The following is a 4,879-nucleotide window of genomic DNA, read 5'->3' on the forward strand; positions in this document are numbered from 1 at the left end:
AATAAATTTCGCTTTTCCATACTGATCACGCACCTTTTTTAGAGTAATAGTATCAGTATGTCCAAGATTTAGAGATTACTTGCAATTATCTTGAAGTTTTCGCACCAGAACCGTTTAAAAGTAAGAGTTCCTATAGCGAAAAAGAATAATCCAACAGAACCAATCCGTACTGAAGTCATTACTTTAACTGCTGAAGATATATATAAGATTTATAAATTTATGGGTGAAGATATACTACCACCATTTTTAAGCTTAGATCATAAGGACCAAAGAGTAGTGGTAAAAGATCTATCATTTGATTATAAAGGTTCAGGTGGTTTTTGGACACAAGTACAAGTGAAATTCACTCCAAAAAATAAACTTCAACAAGCAAAAACAATGTTATATGACACATATACAAAAAAAGTACAAGATAAATCTCTTTAAGAAAAAATGAAAAAAACAAACTATAAATCTCTCAAGAACCCTTTGCTGTGAACAAAGGGTTCTTGGAAGTTTTGGTTTTTGTGCAAAGATAAGGGAACTAAAAAAGAAAATTCCATCAAATTAAATAAATTTCTTTTTAGAATTATAATATGTCCATGTTAAATCAAGATTTATTATATAAATATTAGATGTTCCCATTTTAAATACATTAAGAAAACCATTTTCTTTTAATATTGCTTTCATTTTTTGAATCTTGCAAGTAGGTATTGTTCTTTATTTTCATTTCCACGATAAATGAGACTGGAGTGAATCATAATAGCTCCTGTACGTCTTTTAAATATGAGTTTCTTCTAAAGTTTTTAATGTATCGATCACAGTATGTCTTGAAACATTACTTTTTTATGCTAATTGTTTTGTAGAGGAACGGTAACATGGCTATTCAAGCTAACGAAAACTAGATACATGGGCTACTGATAAGTGGGGTTATGTTAACTGGAAATGTATGCGATATTCATAAAAACCGGACTGTTCAATTTGTTATGATTAAAAAACTATAGTTGAAATTCTTTCTTTATAATCTGAGCTACTTCTGTAGCGCGTATATTCGTATTATTGATTCTTATATAATTTTTCTCTGTAATTTCTCCTTCTTTTGAATTCAATCTAAAACCTTCAAATGTGCTTAATAAATTCTGTTCAGATTGTTCAATATTTCTTTTCGTTGGCTTATGTTCAAGTCGATTAGGTGTTTTATTTCGTTGAAGTCTTTCTTCTACATCAGCTTCTAGTTCAACAAAATAAATATTAACTCCTTGAGAACGAAAAATATTACATATGCTTTCAACATCATCCCAATCTTTCTTTTCATTAAACGCCCATACGTATGTAAAAATCATTCCATAATGGTCACTTTTTGAAAATGATTGAAATATTTCTTTTCGAAAAAGATGTGTTAATCGCCACATTTCCGGAGAGAATCCATACAGTGGCTCCAATAAATCAATTGTCAAATGGTTATGAAATAATTTTAAATCAGTTATTTTTGCTAGTTCTTGTCCAACTGTCATTTTCCCAACTGCTTGTGGCCCAAATATCAAAACAAATTTTTTCATCGAATCCCCTCCAGAGAATACTAAGATATCAATTGCAAAACAAGAGATTCTATAAATGTATCACAATCAAGATGTTCTGTAGAATCTAGATGATTTTCTGTTCTTTGTATTTATAAAAATAGTTGTCTTCCGATAACGATAATTATGGTGCGACAAGAAGTTGCATTCCCACAGTGTAGCTTACGCTACCCCTCTAGACGCAAAGAAGGTCTCCATCCGAAACTGTATTTCTGGTAACGGGAATGTAGGTTGCATGAGGAAATGCGGAAACAGAGGACAAATGCATGGTCCGGAACACTGCTAGGAGAAGATAGGTATGGTAAACGAGAGTGAAGGTTTGTAAGCTTCGTAAACGTTAGCTCAAGATAATGCATGGCTTTGCTTGGGTATTGGCAAGAGGAAAAGTAGGGTCATAATACTACTGTGCTGCGTCCCGCATCTTGCTCGGAGTAAAGAACCTGCCTAACCCTATCGCATCTGTGGAATGTGGAACTTGGTAAGCCCTATGTTATCTGTATAAACAGTAGAGAGATCGAAAGGTCAAACGATGTAACAGAGGGTATGGGATATGGGAGAAAGCAAATGCCGTTATACCGAAAGGTAACAGGAAAGCAAAAATGTATAACTGAACGGATACTGTCGTCCTTTTGAACACATTATGACAGACTTGAAAGAGGGCCCACTTCCCATAGGTCTTCAACACATAAATACATTTGTGGTTAACTTTTGATGAAAAGGAGCGTGCAGTTATGAACACCTCAGAACGAGCGTCGGCGCACGCTTCATATACAAATTGGAATTCAGTAGATTGGCATACAGTCCAAAAGTATGTGATGAAGCTACGACAAAGAATTTATCGTGCCGAACAACAAAAGAAACTTAGAAGAGTCAGGAAACTTCAACGATTACTCCTACGGAGTGAAGCTAACTTACTGTTGTCCATTAGAAAAGTAACACAACAGAATAACGGAAAGCGTACCTCTGGAGTAGACGGTTATACAGCACTTCATTCTGGAAAAAGAAACGAATTATACCGACAGCTAAAGAGGCTCAGTATATTTCAACATCTTCCCAAGCCAGCGAAACGAACCTATATCGCTAAAAAAACGGAAAACTGAGACCTCTCGGTATTCCAACTATCAAAGACAGAGTCTATCAAAATATGGTGAAAACGGCGCTAGAACCGCAATGGGAAGCACGATTTGACCCCGCCTCATACGGGTTCCGACCGAAGCGGAGTACACACGATGCCATTAGTAATATCTTTAATAAGATTAACACAAACAGTAAGAAAAAGTGGATATTTGAAGGTGATTTTAAAGGATGCTTTGACCATCTAAGTCATCATTGGATACGAAAACAAACTTACAGTTTTCCAGGAAAAACACTGATTCAGCGATGGTTGGAGGCTGGATATATAGATCAACATTCTTTCTCTGAAACAAAGGAAGGAACTCCGCAAGGAGGAATTATATCCCCGCTTCTAGCTAACATTGCATTACACGGAATGGAGGAGGAACTTGGCGTTATATATCGAAAGACATATAAATCCAATGAAAGCTACGCAATTCATCCTAAATGCAAAATAGCGATTGTTCGATACGCGGATGATTTCGTTGTCTTAACAGAAACGAAACAACAGGCTCAATCCATATATGAAAAGATACAACCGTACTTGAATAAAAGAGGACTTGAGCTGAGTATTGAAAAAACAAAGGTGACTCACATTGAAGAGGGATTTGATTTCCTAGGTTTTTCCGTACGTCAGTACAAAACGTGGAAAGGGAATAAATTACTGATTAAACCCAGCAAAGATAGCGTTAAGAAGGCAAAGGAAAAGATAAGGAATACGTTCCGCATCATGAGAGGACAGCCTATTGGGGAACTCATTAAAGTGTTAAACCCAATTATTAGAGGGTATGGACAATATTGGAGACATGTCGTATCTCAAAAGACATATGATAAAATCGGTCATTATATTTTCGAGAAAATATGTAAACATCTTATCCGATTGCACCCTAAGAAATCATGGAAATGGATAAAGAAGACTTACTTCAAAAAGCCTCATCACGGAGGCAAGGAATCTTGGACTCCGACCTGTCCTCTAACAAATATCCAGCTCTTACAAATGCCTTGGTTTAAAATTAAACGGCATGTGATGGTCTTATATAAGAACAGTCCCGATGACCCTACTCTTAAAGAATACTGGGAAAAGCGAGACCGTAAGGTCTTTGATGGAACAAATACCTTAGATAGAATTAAACTGGCGAAAAAACAAGGGTATCGTTGTGCGTTATGCAGACAACCACTACAAAATGGAGAAAAGGTTATTATACGTGATTTACCAATACACTCAAATAAGGTTACAAAGCTAGTACATGTACCTTGCATCAAGTAAGAAGTTGTTTGGATAAAAAGAAGGCTTGAGCCGTATGACGGGAAAGCTGTCACGTACGGTTCTTAGGAGAGTTAGGGGCAGTGATGCCCCTCGCTTATCCGACTAAATGAGCTGTCCATATGGGCAGCTTATTGTATTTTTTGCTTAGCGTGTTTTTTTCTAAAATGCTGGCGGTACCCCATTGCTATCAAGCTAAGATTATATAAATTTAATTTCACATGAGATTTTTCTATTTTCTAAAGATCCAGTGTAAGTTCTTTAAAGATTTGCATACCAAATAAACCCTATCGGGTTTCAATTTTTTTGATTACGCTACATGATTGTGAGACATAGAAAAGTTGTATACGACGCCTAAGATATCAAAGACTGTTTTCTTCTCATACCTATGGGATTTTCGTCCGTTTTTCTGTAAGAGATTGAACAGACGAATTAATATCTTTGATAGCTCTTGAGCGTCTTTTTGTAGAGCTTGATAAAGAAGTGGAAAATAATCTTTGATAATATATATCGATTTATATTCACTCAATTCTCGTTTCTTCTTGATGAGGAGTAATTGGCGCATTTGAAACATGGTGGAGGAACAAAGAAAGATACTAATTAATTGCCCGTATAAGTGGCACTCTAGTCGTTCTAATTTTACAGAATTACAGTGATGAATACGAAAAAATGATTTCCATGTTTTAAATATCAGTTGTCGGGTAAAGAACTGGCGCAGTATCGGTTATGACCCGTTTCCAGCTCCTCCCCATAAGAACTGCTCGTGAGGTTTTCCCTCAAGCAGCTCACCCCATAAACTTCATCAAAAGGGTTATGAGACCTATCAAATGGCAGACACTTTCATCGGTATCCCTCTGCACTTTTGAGGGAATGGACTTTCCAGTCCCAGTAGAGCCCCAGTACACCATAGAGATATTCATTACTCTATCTCTGCCATCCGATGCTA

The 4,879-nt window shown here is 36.2% G+C and carries 2 protein-coding genes and 3 pseudogenes; 2 read left to right on the forward strand and 3 right to left on the reverse strand.

The window, feature by feature from the left end:
- Positions 1 to 90 precede the first annotated feature (90 nt).
- Positions 91 to 426 carry a hypothetical protein gene (locus C564_RS0130990; protein ID WP_018768164.1) on the forward strand — a complete coding sequence of 112 codons (336 nt, stop codon included), beginning with the start codon at positions 91 to 93 and terminating at the stop codon, positions 424 to 426.
- A 551-nt stretch (positions 427 to 977) separates the two neighbouring features.
- Here the strand turns inward: C564_RS0130990 and C564_RS0130995 are convergent.
- Entirely contained in the window at positions 978 to 1,538 is a 561-nt protein-coding gene (locus tag C564_RS0130995) for an AAA family ATPase (RefSeq protein ID WP_018768165.1), read from the reverse strand.
- Between the two features lie 749 nt (positions 1,539 to 2,287).
- Here C564_RS0130995 and ltrA point away from each other — a divergent pair.
- Positions 2,288 to 3,936 (forward strand): annotated as a pseudogene (ltrA, locus tag C564_RS34025) (group II intron reverse transcriptase/maturase).
- A 307-nt stretch (positions 3,937 to 4,243) separates the two neighbouring features.
- On the opposite strand, the pseudogene C564_RS35965 reads toward ltrA, so the two are convergent.
- Positions 4,244 to 4,630, reverse strand: a pseudogene (locus C564_RS35965) (IS4 family transposase); the annotation flags it as partial.
- A gap of 143 nt (positions 4,631 to 4,773) precedes the next feature.
- Positions 4,774 to 4,879: pseudogene (locus tag C564_RS36535) on the reverse strand (group II intron maturase-specific domain-containing protein); the annotation flags it as partial.

Origin of the sequence: Bacillus sp. 105MF (assembly GCF_000374885.1) — a bacterium.
Classification (GTDB): Bacteria; Bacillota; Bacilli; order Bacillales; family Bacillaceae_G; genus Bacillus_A; species Bacillus_A pseudomycoides.